The organism is Agrobacterium sp. MS2, from assembly GCF_003261015.1.
Classification (GTDB): Bacteria; Pseudomonadota; Alphaproteobacteria; order Rhizobiales; family Rhizobiaceae; genus Agrobacterium; species Agrobacterium pusense.
In genome coordinates this window covers 65,226-80,553 of sequence record NZ_QLNF01000026.1, presented here as the reverse complement: position 1 = coordinate 80,553, position 15,328 = coordinate 65,226, and the positions used below count along the sequence as shown (strand labels likewise).

Below are 15,328 nucleotides of genomic sequence, written 5' to 3'. Positions count from 1 at the left end.
GCGCCCACTTTGGCTCAAGCGCATGCCGGAAAAACCGGCAGACGTAGGCAACCCTCAGCGTGATTGCTGAATTTATTCAGTCGAACAGGCCGGAAACCGACTGTTCCTGCGCGGTCCGGTTGATTGCTTCGCCGAGCAGGCCGGCGGTGCTCACCACGCGGATATTATGCGCGGACTGGACACCGGTGGTCGGCTGGATGCTGTCGGTGATGACGAGTTCGCGCAGCTTGGAAGAGGCCACGCGAGCCACCGCGCCGCCGGACAGTACGCCATGGGTGATATAGGCAGTAACGCTGGTCGCGCCCTTTTTCAGCAGGGCTTCAGCGGCGTTGCAGAGCGTGCCGCCGGAATCGACGATGTCGTCGATGAGGATGCAGTCCTTGCCGGAGACATCGCCGATGACGTTCATGACTTCAGATTCGCCGGGACGGTCACGGCGCTTGTCGACGATGGCCAGAAGACAGTCGAGGCGCTTTGCCAGCGCACGGGCGCGAACCACACCACCGACGTCAGGCGAAACGACCATGACATTGTTGGTGTCGTAGTGATCCTTCACGTCGCGGGCGAGAATCGGTGCTGCAAAGAGATTGTCGGTGGGGATATCGAAAAAGCCCTGGATCTGTCCGGCATGAAGATCGAGGGTGAGAACGCGGTCGGCGCCGGCTTCGGTAATGAGATTGGCAACGAGCTTGGCGGAAATCGGAGTGCGGGGGCCGGCTTTGCGGTCCTGGCGGGCGTAACCGAAATAGGGAAGCACCGCGGTAATTCGTTTGGCCGAGGAGCGGCGCATGGCATCGATCATGATGAGCAGTTCCATCAGATGATCATTTGCCGGGAAGGAGGTGGACTGGACGATAAAGACGTCCTCGCCGCGCACGTTCTCGCTGATTTCTACGAATATTTCCTGGTCAGCAAACCGCTTTACAGTGGCATTTCCGAGAGGAACATTAAGATACTTGCAGATCGCTTCGGCAAGGTGCCGGTTCGAATTGCCTGCGAAAACCTTCATTGCGGCCGCCTGTTTCCATGCCATCGCCTTGCGCCACGGGGCTCAATCCGCCGTAACCAAGCGTCGTTCAAGGGGAGGAACATCCGGCTGAAAAGCCTTTGCCGGATACGCCTTGTTGCCATGCGCGCCTTAATAGCGCTGTTGCTTCCGATTGCAAGAGGACTCCGCGCTTTCGCAATGATTTTCGTGAAATCTCTGTGACTTCTCCCGTCGTTTCACCTCATCCGCTTTGAGACTGCTTCCATGACGTGTAGTCGTTGAGTGTTTTTGCAGCGATGTCCTGCATGACTTTGTCGGTCACGGCCGCCCATGGATCACTGCCTCGCGCGGTCACTGCCTCCTGCCCCTGCAGGCGGTGCAGCCGCACGCCATTGGCGTCGAGAATGTCCCACACGTATACGACATTGACCTTGCCGCCATCGGCAAAGGCGGAAAAATATCCCTTCAGAATATTTTCGGCGGAATTGTCGTTGGATGCGCGGATTGTCAGCCCCTTGGCCCGCGCTTCGGCCCCCAGTTGGCGGGATAGCGGTGTCACCGCCTGAACCGGTGCGCCGATGATGGGCAGGAAGCGGATGGAATTCGCGGCGGTGGCAGGTGCAAGGGAAGCCGTCTGCTGTGATGGCGGTTGTTGCGTGACGGCGGGGGCCGCGGCCGCGGCCTGGTTCTGACGGAGCGGTTCCCCGTACTGGCTGCCATTGGACAGCGCCTGTGCCTGTGCCTGCAGAGAGTTCTGGGGTGCATAGGCAGGGACTGACGATGCGATTGCCGGCCCGCCTGCGGGTGCGCGGTCGGCGGCTGCCGCCATCTGGTCGAGATCACCCTGTGTTACCGGCGTCGACTGTGATGCATTGTGGCCGACATCCACCTGTGGCGTCAGCGCTTCCGTGGTGTTGCAGCCGGACAGGATCAGTGCCAAAGCCGGAACGATGAGGGCAACCCCCAACCGGCTCATGCGATTTTCCCTCTCATGTTCCGCTCCTTCTTGCCCAAGGTGGCGCAATGTAAGGGCGGTTTTCCCGCTGTGTCAAACCCGGGGGCGATTTAAGCTGTGAGAAGATCGAGGCTGTGACGCGACAGTGGCTCCGGCGCGCCGTCCGTGGTCAGATATGTCTGGCCGAGCGTCATGGCCGTGCCGGAATCGGAATCCATCACGATCATATGCACAAAGAGCGTCATGTCAGCGGTGATCTCCTGCGGATTGCCGGAGTGGAACATCTGATGCTCCATCCAGGACGGGGAGAAGCGCGCGCCCAGCGAATAACCGCAGGAGTTCAGCCGATGGCGGGTGAGGCCGCGCTCGTCCATGACGCGGGCATGCACATCGAAGACATCGCCAAAGGTATTGCCCGGCCGCAGCACCTCCTCGATGGCGGTCAGGTTTTGCAGGCAGGCGCTGTAAAGCTCCTTCTGCCGGAAATCCTGTTCGCCGATCACCACCGTGCGCATCATGGCGGCATGGTAATGGGCGCTGACGCCGGCCCATTCCAGTGTCAACTGATCCTTGCTGTCGAGGACACGACGGCCTGCCTTGTAGCGGCAGAGAAGCGCATCCGCGCCTGAGCCGATGATGAATTCATTGGCGGGGTAGTCGCCGCCGCCCGCGAGCACCGCACCCTGCATTGACGCAAGAATGGCGGCTTCGTCCGCGCCGGGCTTGATGAGCGGCAATGCTGCATCGAGAGCCTCATCGGCCAGCTGGCCAGCCTTGCGGGCATAGGCGATTTCGGCGGGACTTTTGACGAGCCTGAGGGTGCTGACGAGATACGACGCATCGACCATCTGGCCGAAGCTCGCAAGCTGGTTATCCAGCAGGCGGGCGACACGGCCGGTCATGCCGTGGGTGTCATATTCCACGCCGATCTTTGCGCCCAGAAGGTCGAGATCGCTCAGCAGGTTTTTGAGATCGAGCGTCGGGTCGGCATTGGGTCGATCGACCCAGAGGAGGACGTTCTCGATGATCGAAGTATTGCGGGCCTGACGCAGATCGGCCGAGCGTGTCAGCAGCGTCATGGAGCCGTCCGATTTCACCACCAGCGTCTGGAAGAAGCAGTAGCCGAAAGTATCGTAGCCGGTCAGCCAGTACATGCTTTCCTGGGCGAAAAGCAGCAGCGCATCCAGCTTCTCCTCGGCCATTTTCGCCAGCAGCCGCTCGCGGCGGGCATCGAATTCCGAAAGCTCGAAATGCAGGGCCATCTTAGTCCTCCAGAATTGCGATTGCGGAAATCTGCCGGCCGTAATCGGGTTCGGCGCGGTGGGTGGTGCGGCGGTAGGAATAGAAGCGTTCTTCGTCCGGGTAGGTGCAGAGACCAAGATTTTCCGCCTTCACACCGGCTTTGGTCAGGCGGTCGATGGTGAACTGCTTGAGATCGAACAAGGCGTGGCCCTCTTTCTCCGCCCTGGAGAAATAATCCGCGTAAGCGGGCTCGATATCGGTGAAACGCGCGACATATTCCGGCCCGACCTCATAATTGTCCTGGCTGATGGAGGGGCCGAGCGAGGCAGCAATACGATCGCGGCTGGCCCCGAGCTTCGTCATCGCCTCGATCGTGTTTTCCAGCACGCCGAACAAAGCACCCTTCCAGCCGGCATGGGCGGCACCCACGACGCCCGCTTCCGCATCGGCGAACAGGATGGGGCCGCAATCGGCGCTCAACACGCCGAGGACGAAACCCGGTGTCGCTGTCACCATCGCATCTGCCTGCGGACGGCTGCCGTCATAGGTTCCGTCAACCACGACGACCTCGGGAGAGTGGACCTGATGGACCGTGGCGAGGCGGTCTGGGGCAAGGCCGAACCATTGGGTTACGCGGCGGCGGTTTTCCTGCACCCGTTCCGGCTCGTCATCAGATCCGAGCCCGACATTGAGGCCTTGATAAAGACCATCGGAAACGCCGCCCTGCCGGGTGAAAAAGCCATGGCGGATGCGATTTTTATCGAAGGCGGCGAGGAGGGGACTCTGGATGGGGAGCGGCAGCGTTACGTTCTGCATGGTGCGGGAGTTCCTTGGAGAATTTCGCTGTAGCCCAATGGAGTAGGGTCAAGCGAGATGTTTCCTGTTGCCGCGGCGTTGCGCGGCGTGTGTGATGCAGTGTGCCTGCTTCGTGTGTCGCGACGATGTTGGCCCAGAGGTTATTACGCTGTCAATCCACCGCACGAAACGGCAGAAGATGGAGCGCGGGACTGGAAACGGCGATGACTTTGAAAAGTTCCCCCATCTTGCCGGCGCCTTCGCCGGCGAGGCGGTTGACGGCTTCGGCGATGGCGAGGGTCTGGTCCGCGGTTGCCTTGGCGGCGAGCGCCCCGGCCCGTTCCTTGAGGCCGAGGCCGTAGAGGAAATCGCCCTGTCGCAGCGTGCCGTTAACGTGAACACCGGTCGCCTCGGCCGTTTTTACAAGACTTTCGAAATCGACATGGCTGGTCAGATCGGCTTCGCCTGGATGGGCGAGCGGCGGATCGAAGGCATGGTTGCGCATGGCCTGCAGCGTGTCGCCATAGCCGGCAACCAGATGGCCGTAATCAATGGCGAGCGCGGTGCCGCCATGGGCAGACAGGCGCTGGCAGATTGCGGTCATCACCGCTTCCCGGGCGGGCGAAATCTCGAATATCGTGCCAAGCGGCTGCCGTTCGGGCTGCGGCGGAAGCAGCGCCGGGTCTATGCTGGCAAGACCGGTGGAGAAGACGAGGTCGCCATTGGCATCGAGGCTGACTACGCGTTCGCGGAAACCCTGCGGCGTCCTGACGAATTGCCGGATCGGAATGGCGTCGAAAAGTTCGTTGGCGACAAGCAGCAGGAAACCTTCAGGCACATCGTCGAAACTGTCATGCCATGCCAGTCGACCCGCATGTTCGGCCAGCGTTTCCTTCTGGATGGCGGAAAGGCGGGGGCTGGTTTCCACCAGATGCACCCGCATCGTCTCATAGAGCGGCGGCGCGATGCGGCGAATGACGCGCAGCATGTCCGCCATCATGGTGCCGCGGCCGGGGCCGATTTCCACCAGCCGGGTTTCAGCGGGTGCACCGTGCCTCTGCCAGGCATGAACCACGAAAACACCAAGCATTTCACCGAAAAGCTGGCTCACCTCCGGGGCAGTGATGAAATCACCCGAACGGCCGAAGGGCTCGCGGCTCTTGTAATAGCCATGTTCCGGATCGGCGAGGCAAAGTGAAAAGAAGTCGGTTACGCTAAGCGGACCGTTGAGCCGGATAAGTGATTTGATGCGTTGCGCGAGCGGTGTGGTCATGGCTGGCCATACCGCTTTAGGCGACTTTTGCCGCGCGGCGCGCGCGCAGGACGGCCCAGAGGCCCAGAAGGAACATTGGAGTGGACAGAACCATGCCCATGGTCAGCCAGTTGCCGGCGAGATAACCGATCTGCGCGTCCGGTTCGCGAAAGAATTCCACGAAGATGCGTGACAGCGCATAACCGCAGACGAAGATGCCAGTGACGGTGCCGGGCCGCTTCAGAGCCTTGAAGGCGTAAATGGCGATGGCCAGAACGATGGCCAACACGAGGCCTTCGAGGCCAGCCTCATAAAGCTGGCTCGGATGGCGCGCGAAAGGGCCGCCTGTGGGAAAGACGACGGCCCATGGCACATCGGCAATGCGGCCCCACAATTCGCCATTGATGAAATTGGCAACGCGCCCGAAGAGCAGCCCGATGGGCGCTACGGCCGCGACTATATCGAACATGCTCCAGACAGGAATGCCGTTCTTGCGGGCGAAAAGAATCATGGCGATCGTCGTGCCGATCAGGCCGCCATGGAACGACATGCCGCCATTCCATATTTCGATGGCTCTGATGGGATTGGCGGCGACCGCAGCGAGATCGTAGAACAGGATGTAGCCGATGCGTCCGCCGAGCACGATGCCGCCGGCTGCCCAGAGAATGAAATCATCGAGGTGCTGCGCCGAGATTGGCGACACATCGTTAGGCCACAGCCGATCCGTGCGGGCGAGGCGGCGGGCGTAAAGCCAGCCGAGCATGATCCCCGCAACATAGGCGATGCCGTACCAGTGGATCGCCAGAGGACCGATGGACAACGCTATCGGGTCGATGTTCGGGAAGGGCATGATGGCGAGTGAAGTGGGAGCGGCTATCAATCCGTATATATTCCGTCATCGTTGCTGGGCGGACAACGGATCATCCATTGTCTCAAAGGACCGGGCGATGATGCTCACCGGTTCTTTGACGCCAAGGAAAATGGCGATTGCGGTGGCGGCGGTCAAGGTGATTCTTTAAGCTATGGCTCAACATACCAAAGGTGACGCAAGCTCTTGGGATTTTTCGATTTCGCTTGCAAGGCGACGGTGGAGTGCCTACCTGAATGCTATCAACAGCGGGCAAGATGATGCCCCTGAACCGACGAAGGATGAGCGCCATGAGCACGACAGGCACCAATCGTTTTCTCGATGAATTCGCCAAGCTGATGACGGATGCGGCCGGGGCGGCCCAGGGCGTGCGCAAGGAAGCCGAGGCTGCGTTCCACGCACAGGCCGATCGCTGGCTGAACAGTCTGGATGTCGTCCGGCGCGAGGAATTCGACGTCGTGCGGGAGATGGCTATCCAGGCGCGGGATGAAAATGACGCCCTGCGCGCCCGGATCGAGGCTCTCGAAGCAAAGCTTTCGGCCACGAAGGACTGATTCTTCATCACTTTTCTCAGAAGCCCCGGATCGCAGGCGATTCCGGGGCTTTTTGTTTTTCGGCTCTCTCTGGTCGACTTGATCTCCGGTTGCCGAAAGTCGTGCTCAGACGCGAATTTTTTGGGCCTGTGGACACTTCCAAAAAACACAATCGGCAGAGTCGCTTAAGACTCTCGCCTGAGGTGATGGGGGAGAAGATATCCACTGCTCAAAAAGCAAAAATGGCGAGCGAGGGGTGGCAGCGGGACTCGGCCATTATACACTGATTTTAAATGATGATTCGAAAAGACCGGTAAGCTCCAGGCAGGGTGAATGCGTTATTCTGGTGGTGTCGGGCAATCGTCTCAAATGTTTATCCCGGTTTGTATGTGCGTTTTGTGCCCGGCGTTCAAAACACGACATTCCGACCGGCTGAGAAGGTGCCGCATGAGTCTGATAGAATTTGAAATTGAGCGTCAGTCCAATCCCGTCGATATGATCGAGATTGTCGCTGCCTCGAATGACTGGTCGTTCGAGCGTTCGGGCGAGGACGAGATCGCCATGACTGTGGCGGGCCACTGGGCCGATTATCACGTTTCATTTGCGTGGATGGAAGATTTCGAAGCGCTGCATCTTGCCTGCGCCTTCGACATCAAGGTGCCCGATCACCGTGTCAACGAAGTCATTTGCCTGCTGTCGCAGGTCAACGGTCAGGTGCTGATGGGGCATTTCGATCTGTGGCGGCAGGAAGATGTCGTGATCTTCCGCCAGTCGCTGCTTCTGTCAGGCGGTGCCGAGCCGAACAACCAGCAAGTAGAAGTGCTGCTCTCCAGCGCGCTGGAGGCCTGCGAGCAATATTATCAGGCATTCCAGTTCGTCGTCTGGTCGGGTCTGGATGCGAAAAGTGCAATCGAAGCGGTCATGTTCGAGACCGTTGGAGAAGCGTAACATGGTGTACAAGGCTTCCGGGCCGCTCGTCCTCGTGGGCGCCGGCAATATGGGCGGCGCCATGCTGTCTGGCTGGCTGAAAAAGGGCGTGCCGGGATCGCAGGTCATTGTCGTTGACCCGCGGCCCTCCGACGCCATGCGCACAACGATTACGGAAGCGGGTGCGGCCCATAGCGAAAGCGCGCCTGAAGGCGTCAAGGCTGGCATTCTTTTCGTGGCAGTGAAACCGCAGATGATGGAAGCAGTGCTGCCTTCGCTGAAGCCCCTGCTGGGCCCGGAAACGGTCGTCGTCTCCATCGCGGCCGGCACCACCATTGCCACCTTCGTTTCGCATTTCGGTGCGATTGCCGCGGTACGCGCCATGCCCAATACGCCAGCGATGGTGGGCCGTGGTGTTACCGGCGCATATGCAAATGAACTTGTGACGCCCGAGCTTAAAGCCGTGGTGGACGGATTGCTGAAGGTCAGCGGTCCGGTCGAATGGGTGGATGCCGAAAGCGATATCGATGCCGTGACCGCGGTTTCGGGCAGCGGGCCAGCCTATGTCTTTTATCTCGTGGAATGCATGGCTGAAGCCGGCCGTAAGGCCGGTCTGCCGGCGGATGTGGCCATGCGTCTGGCGCGTGAAACCGTGGCTGGCGCCGGCGAGCTTCTGCACCAGTCCTCCGACGAGGCGGCGCGCCTGCGCCAGAATGTGACTTCGCCGGGCGGCACCACGGCCGCGGCACTTTCCGTGCTGATGGCCGAAGACGGCATGCAGCCCCTGTTCGACAGGGCGGTCGCCGCTGCCAAGACCCGCGCAGAAGAACTGGCGGGCTGAGGAGGCGGGCGATGAGCGGCGAAATTTCCTATGCCGATTTCGAGAAGGTGGATATCCGCGTCGGTACGATCGTTGAAGCCGAGCCTTTTCCCGAGGCGCGCAAACCGGCAATCAAGGTGAAGATCGATTTCGGGCCGGAGATCGGCATCAAGAAGTCCTCGGCGCAGATCACTGTGCACTATACGCCGGAAAGCCTTATCGGCCGGCAGGTTCTGGGCGTGGTGAATTTTCCGCCGCGCCAGATCGGGCCGTTCCGCTCCGAGGTCCTGACGCTTGGCTTTGCCGACGCCAATGGAGATATCGTACTCGCTGCGGTTGAAAGGCCGGTTCCTAACGGCGAGAAAATGTGCTGATTGGCGGCCTGCCGTCAAGCCGGGATTTTGACGATAACCCTCAATCCGCCCATCGGGCTTTTATCCAGCGACACGTCGCCGCCATGGCTGCGGGCGATGTCGCGGACGATGGAAAGGCCAAGACCCGTGCCCGAGGCATTGAGGTTGCGCGCCTCGTCCAGTCGGAAAAACGGCTTGAATACATCCTCGCGTGAATTCTCCGGAATGCCCGGACCGTCATCGTCAAAGGTCATGATAATGGAGCGTGGCGCCTTGCGGATATCGACGTGGAGGTTGCTGGCGTAACGCCGGGCATTTTCGGCGAGATTGGCGACGAGCCGTGAAAGTGCGTTCGGCCGCGCGATGATCCTCTCGATATTATAGAGTTCGTAGCTGAATTTCTTGCCGTGCAGTTCGAAATCATGGCCGATTTTTTCGAGAAGTGCAGGAAGCTCCAGCGTGCCGACATCCTCTTCCACATCGGTACGGGCAAAGGTCAGATAGGCTTCCAGCATCGACTGCATGTCTTCCACATCCTTGTCGAGGCCCTCGAGATCCGGATTGTCGCCGGCGAGCGCCAGCTGCAGCTTGAACCGGGTGAGGATGGTGCGCAGGTCGTGGCTGACACCGTTCAGCATGGCGGTGCGCTGCTCCATCTGCCGTTCAATGCGCTCCCGCATCAGGATGAAGGCAAGGCCCGCCCGGCGTACTTCATCCGCGCCGCGGGGAGAATAGGCGCTGACCTTCTGGCCCTTGCCGAAATTCTCCGCCGCCTTGGCAAGCGCTTCTATCGGCTTGATCTGGCCGCGCAGGAAGAGGATCGAAATGGCAATGAGCACCAGCGATGCGCCAACCATCCAGACAAGGAAGATGTGGGTGTTGGAGGCATAGGCCGCGCTTCTGCTGGTGAAGACGCGGAGCGTCTTGTCATCGAGCTGGACACGGATTTCCACCAGTGAGCCGTTGCCATAGGTATCGATCCAGAAGGGCCTGCCGATCTGTTGGCTGAGCTGGTTTGCGAGGATGGTATCGAGAATCGAGAACAGCGGCTCCGGCCGTGGCGCCGGCAGATCCGTCTTGGGCTCGATATAGACGCTGAGACCCAGCTTGTCGCGGGCGATACGGATGACCCGCTGATAGTCATCCTCTTCGGGGTCTGTCTGTAGAAGTTCGATGATCGCGGCGATATCCCGGGTCACCGCTGCCGAAAGGCGTTCGGTCACCAGCTGCCAGTGGCGCTCCATGAAGACGGCCGCGACCACGGCCTGCAGCAGGATCATCGGCAGGATGATGATGAGGAGCGAACGGGTGTAAAGCCCAGTGGGCAGCCAGTGTCGCAGCCATCTGCCGAGGGAGCGCCAGGTCTTTGCGACGGCGCTTTTTTTAAACGTGTCGAGAAAATCGAGGCTCGCCATGGTCGTGCGTTCGCCCTTCGTTGGGTGCTCGTCAGTCCACGCTGAGGCGGTAACCGATGCCACGCACCGTTTGCAGATAGACCGGGTTGGCAGGGTCGTCCTCGATCTTGCGGCGAAGACGGTTGATCTGCACGTCGATCGTTCTTTCGCCCACTTCCGACTCCGCTTCCACCAGCTCGTGCCGTGGAATGGTATCGCCGGCGCGTAGCGCAAAAAGCAGCATGATCTCCTGTTCGCGATCTGTCAGGCGGATCGTTTCAGGACCGCGCCGCAGTTCCCTCCTGGGAATGGAGAAGCTGTAGGGGCCGAACATGATCTGTTCGATCTTGGGCGTGTCCGGGGAGGTGTTGCGCCGCAGAATATTGTTGATGCGCAGGACCAGTTCGCGCGGATCAAAAGGCTTGGCGAGATAATCGTCCGCTCCCGCTTCCAGCCCGGCAATACGTGAATCCGCTTCCGAGCGGGCGGTCAGAAGAATGACCGGCACGGATTTGTCTTCGTTCAGCGAACGGGTCAGCGAAAGCCCGTTCTCTCCGGGCATCATCACGTCGAGGATCAGCAGATCGAAACGGATGCCCACCATCTTGCGGCGAGCTTCTGCTGCATCGGCCGCAACGGAGATGCGATATCCCTTGTCGCCAAGAAAACGCTGCAGGAGATCGCGGATGCGGGCGTCATCGTCGACGATCAGGAGATGAGCCGCATCGTCGTCCGCCGGTGGACGTTTTGCCGGAGCTTGCGCCATCGTCACTCATCCTCCACGCTGGTCATCGTCGCCGGGCTGCGCATCTGCGCCAGAAATTTGCGCACGCAGGCGCGCGCATCGGGACCGAGCCCTTCCAGCGCGCGGTCGATGCGGCGTGATTGTGGTTCGCTGAGCGCCAACGCCAGTTCGCGGCCTGTCAGCGTCGGATAGAGCCGGCGCTGGCGGCGGTCTTCAGGACCTGCCATCTGGCGGATGTAACCGTCGTCGATCAATTGTTTCAACACTCGGGCGAGGCTCTGTTTGGTTATCTGCAGCGTATCGAGCAGATCCGCCACGGTCATGCCCGGCTGCCGGCTGACAAAATAGACCACCCGGTGATGCGCGCGCCCATAATCAAGTTTCGACAGGATGACGTCGGGATCGGAGACGAAATCGCGATAGGCGAAAAACAGTGCTTCGATCGTGTCGAAGTCAATCTTGCCGTCGTCAACCTTCGGCAGTGCCGGTGTCTGTCTGGCGGCGGCGGTTTTGAGCGATTGCGGTGGCACTGCGGTTCCTTCATATTCTGCGGCTGTCTGATCATATGTTGCAGGCGTCGATGCGCCAATATTCTGTAAACATAGCCGAAAATGCGTCCGCTCGGGAGAATGCCGCGATCATTTTCTGTTGCGGTGGATAATATGGCGAGGGTGCCGGTGCAACTGGAATCCTGAGCGACCTTTACCGCAAATACAAAAGAGCGCGGAAACTCCGCGCTCTCAGCATTACTGTGGTCATGGCCGTCTTACTGGTAGACGTAGACGATACGACGTGTCGAGGGTTCTACGAGTACAGGTACATCGTTCACCCGCACATACCGATACTGATAATCTGGAACTTCAACCAGACGGGTATCGGCCGGCAGGACGCTGCCAACGGCAATGTCACCGTCATAGGTGATGGTATCGGCAGGGTGCTCGTCAATATAGGTGATGACCGACTGAGGCGGATCGACTTCGCCGACGCGGCCCAGATTCGGATCGCCGGGGTTCGGTTCAGCCTGAACACTCGAAGTTTTTTCGTAGGTCACGACCGGCACGCTGAGTTCCGTGCGGCGTTCCTTGAGAATGACGGGCGAACCTTCATACATCACGTTCAGGTAATCGGCATGGGCCCAGCCGCGCAGACCGTTCACCTCGATGCGACACCAGCTGCTGCCTTCCATGCAGCCGTCCAGCACGGCGTTGCTGCCACGCGTGGCGAGGCCGACTTCCGGATAGTCGTCACCGGGGCCAGACCGGACAGAAATATCCGAGGCGGTTGTTGCGACCATGGCGGCATTTGCATAGCCCGCCATCAAGGCGAAGGCGCCACCAGCGATCAGCATTTTAAGCGTCTTGTCCATGTGTCTCACTCCTTTCAAGACTGGTGCTACAACGTCGCAATCCCCAGGGCGTTCCACATTTTTCGGGAAGATCATGTCTCATCAAGCCGCCTCTTCGTGTTATCTAACTGTATGGAATAGGGATTTTCTTCGTGAATTCGCCGCTGAGAACAAGGCAACCTGTCGCCATTGTGCCGCAACCGGTAGCGGGCTATAGGATGGCGGATCTTTCAGACAGGAGACACGGGATATGGGAAAGTTGCAGGCCGGGATTATTCCGGTCACGCCATTTGAGCAGAATTGTACCGTCCTGTTTGATCAGGACACCAAGGAAGGCGTCGTCGTCGATCCTGGCGGGGATGTGGACGTCATTCTTCAGGTAGTTGCTGAAAACGGCATCACGCTCAAGGAAATATGGTTGACGCACGGCCATCTCGACCATGCCGGTGGTGCGGATGAGTTGCGCGAAAAACTCTCCCTGCCGGTGATCGGGCCGCATGAAGATGACCGGCCCCTGCTGGAGAGAATTGAGGTGCAGGCGCAGAAATACGGCATCAGCGGTCTGAAGAACGTCGTGCCGGATTCATGGCTGAAGGAGGGTGACAAGGTCTCCTTTGGCGGTCACGTCTTCGAGGTCTATCATTGCCCGGGGCACGCGCCCGGGCACGTAATCTATTATAACCGCGACCAGAACTTCGCCCATGTCGGCGACGTGCTGTTTGCCGGGTCGGTGGGGCGCACGGATCTGCCGGGTGGAAACCACGAGCAGCTGATGGCGTCCATTCGCGATAAGCTGCTGCCGCTTGGCGACGATGTCGGTTTCATCTGCGGCCACGGCCCGGGCGGACGGCTGGGTGAGGAGCGGCTGACCAACCCCTATCTCAAGGGACTGTGAGCGCCGGCCGACTGCGGCCTGCGGCGCGCACAAAAAAACCCGGCATTCCTGCCGGGCTTCAACTAGAAAAGAAAGCCGTTTTAGGGTCAGCCAGCAATCTGCAGATTGACTGCCTTCGGCCCTTTGCCGCGACGATCCGGTTCCGTGTCGAAGCTCACTTTCTGATTTTCTGAAAGTCCGGACAGGCCGGAAGCCTGTACGGCAGAGATGTGAACAAAGATATCAGCGCCACCATTGTCTGGCTTGATGAAGCCGAAGCCTTTGTCTGTATTGAAGAATTTTACGGTGCCAGTTTCGGCCATGCATCAGGTCCTTTTCGCTCTGCCCGCGTTCAGCTACAGGCAGCATTACAGTTTTGCCCCGCGTGGGCGTTGGCAGGCAGTTTTTGACTATTGAGAAAATGGACCTTCGCAGCGGGAAGTAATGGCGTTCTCATCCAACGTTTTTCGTCCCACCGCCCGAGGTTTATAGCGTCCCCAGTGCGCAAATTTATAGGCCTTCCCATGCTCGCAAATTGCCCGAACCGCAGTAGATTGCTGCGTTTATCGAAAATTGGCAAGCAAAAGTTTTTACGGGCTTTTTGTCAGATAAAAAACCTGCGGTAGAGTTACGCGTGGGAACCGCACATTTTTTTCGCATAAGTGATAGTTGATGAAATAATTGCCGGTCGGTCTGAGCTTTCCCGGCAAAAATTTGGACGCGTGACCGCGATTTCCCGAGAAAACAGAAAAAACAGTTCTTTTCGCGTCACGCCGCTTCTGTCGCGGTTTTTTGCCGTTTGCGCGTCAGTTCCGGTACCAATTCCACGATCAGGATGGCGATGAAAATGATCAGGCAGCCGACATAGCCGGCACCGGAAATGGTTTCCTTGAGGAAAATCGAGGCCAGCTGGGCGCCGAAGAGCGCCTCCGACGACAGGAAAATCGCGGCCTGCGGCGCTGTTGTGTAGCGCTGGGCAATCACCTGAAGCACAAAGGCAAGGCCGGAAGAAACGAGGCCGACATAGAGAATTTCTACCATCGACGCCTCGATGGCGACCATGCTGATCGGTTCGGACACAACGCCGATCATGCAACTAAGAAGGGAGCAAACCGCGAATTGTGTGCAGGAGAGCGCAAGCGGCCGGCCGCTTTCGGAGACGAAGCGCCCTGCGAGCGTAATCTGGATCGCCCAGAAGAAAGCGCAGATGATGCTGAGAATATCCCCTTTCGTCAGCGTCTCGAAGGCGCCGCCGGAAAGGAGGAATATACCACCGAGCATCATCAGCGCGCAGGGCCAGACGACCCAGTGGGGGTGACGGCGGTAAAGCAGAACGGCAATCACGGGCACGAAGATGACATAGAGCCCGGTCAGGAAGCTGGAATTGGTGACCGTCGTGGTCAGCAGCCCGACCTGCTGGGTGGTGGCGCCGCCGAACAGCGCAAGACCGACGAGAATGAAGCTGCCGATCTGACGCGGGCGGGGCGGTGATTTCAGGGACCGGGTTTCCATGAGCGCGAAGGGCAGCACGGCGATGGCGGCGATGGCGAAACGCAAACCGACGAACCAGAAAGGGCCAATCGAGGCCATGGCTGAGGATTGTGCGACAAAGCCGCCTCCCCAGATTGCTGCGGCGAGCAGAAGCAGCATATTGGCCTGAATTCGCGTCATTATTGGCACCAGCAACGCGGGGCCGGGAGATCATTGACGTCACGGCCGGGCAAACAGGGGATTTTGTGAGGTGTCATCCAGCTGTGTCGGACGACTGTTTCCCGGGTGCTTTAGCAGCAACATGCCGATGCCGCAAGTCGAGGGGAGGGCCGTTATTTATAACGGCGGGCCTCGTCCTTCAGGCTGCGCCGGGTAAGCATCAGGCCGCCAAGGCCGAGGCCGACGAACGCCGCGGCCGAGAGGACGATGAGCAGGATATGTGGACCTGCCTTCGTCGTCGCAGCCACCTGCGGTATGGCGGAGGTATGCAGGGTGTCCACCGCTTGCGCAGCCGCATTGGCCGATGTCGCGATGCCGGCTGCCATGGTGATGATGACAAGAAAAGCCGCGACCGCCATCCAGAGGGAAAACAGCGTTCTCTGTGCCCTTAACCTTTCAACGGAAGTGCGGTCGTTGGTAAACATGGCTGTCGCCTCTTGTCCCTGTTCTTAAAGGACAAAAGAGGCTTCGAAATGGACGGCTTGGAGACCGAATTCTGGCGTTCCGCGGCATTTATTGCGGCAATA

Annotated in this window: 18 protein-coding genes; 5 read left to right on the top strand and 13 right to left on the bottom strand. The window is 59.5% G+C overall.

Going from position 1 to position 15,328, the window contains the following annotated elements; translation table 11 throughout:
* Positions 1 to 76: 76 nt before the first annotated feature.
* The 6 genes from DOU54_RS11830 to lgt form a co-directional block, all read right to left on the bottom strand.
* The gene (locus tag DOU54_RS11830) at positions 77 to 1,009 is read right to left on the bottom strand and encodes a ribose-phosphate pyrophosphokinase (RefSeq protein ID WP_003522877.1); all 933 of its coding nucleotides are present in this window, start codon (positions 1,007 to 1,009) and stop codon (positions 77 to 79) included.
* Between the two features lie 220 nt (positions 1,010 to 1,229).
* Positions 1,230 to 1,964 carry a hypothetical protein gene (locus DOU54_RS11825; RefSeq protein ID WP_113381218.1) on the bottom strand — a complete coding sequence of 245 codons (735 nt, stop codon included), beginning with the start codon at positions 1,962 to 1,964 and terminating at the stop codon, positions 1,230 to 1,232.
* Positions 1,965 to 2,053: 89 nt separating this feature from the next.
* Entirely contained in the window at positions 2,054 to 3,205 is a 1,152-nt protein-coding gene (locus DOU54_RS11820; RefSeq protein WP_113381217.1) for a M24 family metallopeptidase, read from the bottom strand.
* A gap of 1 nt (position 3,206) precedes the next feature.
* A complete protein-coding gene (gene pgeF / locus DOU54_RS11815; protein ID WP_004442938.1) occupies positions 3,207 to 4,001 on the bottom strand; it encodes a peptidoglycan editing factor PgeF in 795 nt (264 codons plus the stop codon).
* 151 nt (positions 4,002 to 4,152) lie between these two features.
* Positions 4,153 to 5,253: a class I SAM-dependent methyltransferase gene (locus DOU54_RS11810; protein WP_077987400.1), complete on the bottom strand. Its 1,101-nt coding sequence runs from the start codon at positions 5,251 to 5,253 to the stop codon at positions 4,153 to 4,155.
* 16 nt (positions 5,254 to 5,269) lie between these two features.
* On the bottom strand, positions 5,270 to 6,082 hold the full coding sequence (lgt, locus tag DOU54_RS11805; protein WP_162749609.1) for a prolipoprotein diacylglyceryl transferase: 813 nt from the start codon (positions 6,080 to 6,082) through the stop codon (positions 5,270 to 5,272).
* A gap of 308 nt (positions 6,083 to 6,390) precedes the next feature.
* Here lgt and DOU54_RS11800 point away from each other — a divergent pair, with 308 nt between their 5' ends.
* From DOU54_RS11800 to DOU54_RS11785, 4 genes are all read left to right on the top strand, one after another.
* Positions 6,391 to 6,654, top strand: a complete 264-nt coding sequence (locus DOU54_RS11800; protein ID WP_004442935.1) for an accessory factor UbiK family protein — start codon at positions 6,391 to 6,393, stop codon at positions 6,652 to 6,654.
* Between the two features lie 426 nt (positions 6,655 to 7,080).
* Positions 7,081 to 7,581: a type III secretion system chaperone family protein gene (locus DOU54_RS11795; protein ID WP_004442934.1), complete on the top strand. Its 501-nt coding sequence runs from the start codon at positions 7,081 to 7,083 to the stop codon at positions 7,579 to 7,581.
* 1 nt (position 7,582) lies between these two features.
* Positions 7,583 to 8,401, top strand: a complete 819-nt coding sequence (gene proC, locus DOU54_RS11790) for a pyrroline-5-carboxylate reductase (RefSeq protein ID WP_004442932.1) — start codon at positions 7,583 to 7,585, stop codon at positions 8,399 to 8,401.
* Positions 8,402 to 8,412: 11 nt separating this feature from the next.
* Positions 8,413 to 8,754, top strand: coding sequence for a tRNA-binding protein (locus tag DOU54_RS11785; protein WP_004442931.1), 342 nt, complete (start codon positions 8,413 to 8,415; stop codon positions 8,752 to 8,754).
* A 14-nt stretch (positions 8,755 to 8,768) separates the two neighbouring features.
* Here the strand turns inward: DOU54_RS11785 and DOU54_RS11780 are convergent, their stop codons facing one another.
* The 4 genes from DOU54_RS11780 to DOU54_RS11760 all read right to left on the bottom strand — a co-directional run bounded on the left by DOU54_RS11780 (position 8,769) and on the right by DOU54_RS11760 (position 12,238).
* On the bottom strand, positions 8,769 to 10,148 hold the full coding sequence (locus DOU54_RS11780) for an ATP-binding protein (RefSeq protein ID WP_006699624.1): 1,380 nt from the start codon (positions 10,146 to 10,148) through the stop codon (positions 8,769 to 8,771).
* A 31-nt stretch (positions 10,149 to 10,179) separates the two neighbouring features.
* Complete coding sequence (locus DOU54_RS11775) at positions 10,180 to 10,893, bottom strand: response regulator (RefSeq protein ID WP_006699625.1); 714 nt, start codon at positions 10,891 to 10,893, stop codon at positions 10,180 to 10,182.
* Between the two features lie 2 nt (positions 10,894 to 10,895).
* Complete coding sequence (locus DOU54_RS11770; protein ID WP_004442928.1) at positions 10,896 to 11,402, bottom strand: MarR family winged helix-turn-helix transcriptional regulator; 507 nt, start codon at positions 11,400 to 11,402, stop codon at positions 10,896 to 10,898.
* 236 nt (positions 11,403 to 11,638) lie between these two features.
* Complete coding sequence (locus tag DOU54_RS11760; RefSeq protein WP_004442927.1) at positions 11,639 to 12,238, bottom strand: DUF1236 domain-containing protein; 600 nt, start codon at positions 12,236 to 12,238, stop codon at positions 11,639 to 11,641.
* Positions 12,239 to 12,467: 229 nt separating this feature from the next.
* Here DOU54_RS11760 and DOU54_RS11755 point away from each other — a divergent pair, with 229 nt between their 5' ends.
* Positions 12,468 to 13,112: an MBL fold metallo-hydrolase gene (locus tag DOU54_RS11755; RefSeq protein WP_037089803.1), complete on the top strand. Its 645-nt coding sequence runs from the start codon at positions 12,468 to 12,470 to the stop codon at positions 13,110 to 13,112.
* 86 nt (positions 13,113 to 13,198) lie between these two features.
* Here DOU54_RS11755 and DOU54_RS11750 read toward each other — a convergent pair whose 3' ends face one another.
* The 3 genes from DOU54_RS11750 to DOU54_RS11740 form a co-directional block, all read right to left on the bottom strand.
* On the bottom strand, positions 13,199 to 13,414 hold the full coding sequence (locus DOU54_RS11750) for a cold-shock protein (protein ID WP_003494703.1): 216 nt from the start codon (positions 13,412 to 13,414) through the stop codon (positions 13,199 to 13,201).
* Between the two features lie 445 nt (positions 13,415 to 13,859).
* Positions 13,860 to 14,762, bottom strand: coding sequence for a DMT family transporter (locus DOU54_RS11745; protein WP_113381215.1), 903 nt, complete (start codon positions 14,760 to 14,762; stop codon positions 13,860 to 13,862).
* Positions 14,763 to 14,914: 152 nt separating this feature from the next.
* Positions 14,915 to 15,226 carry a hypothetical protein gene (locus DOU54_RS11740; RefSeq protein ID WP_113381214.1) on the bottom strand — a complete coding sequence of 104 codons (312 nt, stop codon included), beginning with the start codon at positions 15,224 to 15,226 and terminating at the stop codon, positions 14,915 to 14,917.
* Positions 15,227 to 15,328: the final 102 nt, after the last annotated feature.

Coding starts and splice junctions, on each gene's coding strand:
- DOU54_RS11830 (WP_003522877.1), bottom strand. CDS start 1,009: ATGAAGGTTTTCGCAGGCAATTCGAACCGGCACCTTGCCGAAGCGATC.
- DOU54_RS11825 (WP_113381218.1), bottom strand. CDS start 1,964: ATGAGCCGGTTGGGGGTTGCCCTCATCGTTCCGGCTTTGGCACTGATC.
- DOU54_RS11820 (WP_113381217.1), bottom strand. CDS start 3,205: ATGGCCCTGCATTTCGAGCTTTCGGAATTCGATGCCCGCCGCGAGCGG.
- pgeF (WP_004442938.1), bottom strand. CDS start 4,001: ATGCAGAACGTAACGCTGCCGCTCCCCATCCAGAGTCCCCTCCTCGCC.
- DOU54_RS11810 (WP_077987400.1), bottom strand. CDS start 5,253: ATGACCACACCGCTCGCGCAACGCATCAAATCACTTATCCGGCTCAAC.
- lgt (WP_162749609.1), bottom strand. CDS start 6,082: ATGCCCTTCCCGAACATCGACCCGATAGCGTTGTCCATCGGTCCTCTG.
- DOU54_RS11800 (WP_004442935.1), top strand. CDS start 6,391: ATGAGCACGACAGGCACCAATCGTTTTCTCGATGAATTCGCCAAGCTG.
- DOU54_RS11795 (WP_004442934.1), top strand. CDS start 7,081: ATGAGTCTGATAGAATTTGAAATTGAGCGTCAGTCCAATCCCGTCGAT.
- proC (WP_004442932.1), top strand. CDS start 7,583: ATGGTGTACAAGGCTTCCGGGCCGCTCGTCCTCGTGGGCGCCGGCAAT.
- DOU54_RS11785 (WP_004442931.1), top strand. CDS start 8,413: ATGAGCGGCGAAATTTCCTATGCCGATTTCGAGAAGGTGGATATCCGC.
- DOU54_RS11780 (WP_006699624.1), bottom strand. CDS start 10,148: ATGGCGAGCCTCGATTTTCTCGACACGTTTAAAAAAAGCGCCGTCGCA.
- DOU54_RS11775 (WP_006699625.1), bottom strand. CDS start 10,893: ATGGCGCAAGCTCCGGCAAAACGTCCACCGGCGGACGACGATGCGGCT.
- DOU54_RS11760 (WP_004442927.1), bottom strand. CDS start 12,238: ATGGACAAGACGCTTAAAATGCTGATCGCTGGTGGCGCCTTCGCCTTG.
- DOU54_RS11755 (WP_037089803.1), top strand. CDS start 12,468: ATGGGAAAGTTGCAGGCCGGGATTATTCCGGTCACGCCATTTGAGCAG.
- DOU54_RS11750 (WP_003494703.1), bottom strand. CDS start 13,414: ATGGCCGAAACTGGCACCGTAAAATTCTTCAATACAGACAAAGGCTTC.
- DOU54_RS11745 (WP_113381215.1), bottom strand. CDS start 14,762: ATGACGCGAATTCAGGCCAATATGCTGCTTCTGCTCGCCGCAGCAATC.
- DOU54_RS11740 (WP_113381214.1), bottom strand. CDS start 15,226: ATGTTTACCAACGACCGCACTTCCGTTGAAAGGTTAAGGGCACAGAGA.